Annotated in this window: 1 protein-coding gene; it reads right to left on the bottom strand. The window is 71.2% G+C overall.

From position 1 onward, the window contains the following. A partial coding sequence (locus I0Q12_RS27325) for a condensation domain-containing protein (protein ID WP_231611553.1) occupies positions 1–669 on the bottom strand: 669 nt, incomplete at both ends.

The following is a 669-nucleotide window of genomic DNA, read 5'->3' as shown; positions in this document are numbered from 1 at the left end:
ACCCCTGCCAGGGTCGTCGCCCAGTAGTCGAGCTGACGGTGCGCCGCCGAGCCGGGTTCGGTGTGGTCTCCGAGGAACTCGTGCTGCCGGCGTGCATAGTCGCGGTAGGTCACCGGCAGCGGTTGCCAGGTCGGCGGCGTTCCGCCCACGCGAGCCCGGTAGGCGGTCTGCAGGTCGGCGAGCAGGGGCCCGACGGAGGCACCGTCGAATGCGATGTGATGGACCGCAGCGACGAGGATGCGATCGTCGCGGGCGACGTCGAGCAGGCGGATGCGCAGCGGTGGTTCGGTATCGAGGTCGAACGGCGCGGTGAGCGTCTCGGTGACGGCCCGATCCGGGTCCGATGTCGAAATATGTTCGAGGACAGGATAATCCACGAGTGCGAAATTGCCGTCGGGATAGGCGGTGCGCAGGATCTCGTGACGGTCGCACAGATCGCGCACGGCCGTAGCGAGGGCATCGACATCGAGGTCGCCGGTCACGCGCAGGACCACCGGGACGATGTAGCGCGCGTCGGGCTCGGTACGCGACAGCAGCCACAGGCGTCGCTGGGCGGGGGCGATCGGCACCGGGCCGGTCGTGTCGGCGCGCCGCAGCGGCGGCGGCACCGGTCCGGTGGTGACGTGGGCGGCGAGCGCGGCGAGGGACGGCGCCTCGAGGACCGCCCGC

This window comes from Rhodococcus sp. CX (assembly GCF_015865005.1).
Taxonomy (GTDB): domain Bacteria; phylum Actinomycetota; class Actinomycetes; order Mycobacteriales; family Mycobacteriaceae; genus Rhodococcus.
Note: the sequence above shows the minus strand (reverse complement) of the source record. Positions and strands in the feature narration are given on the sequence as shown.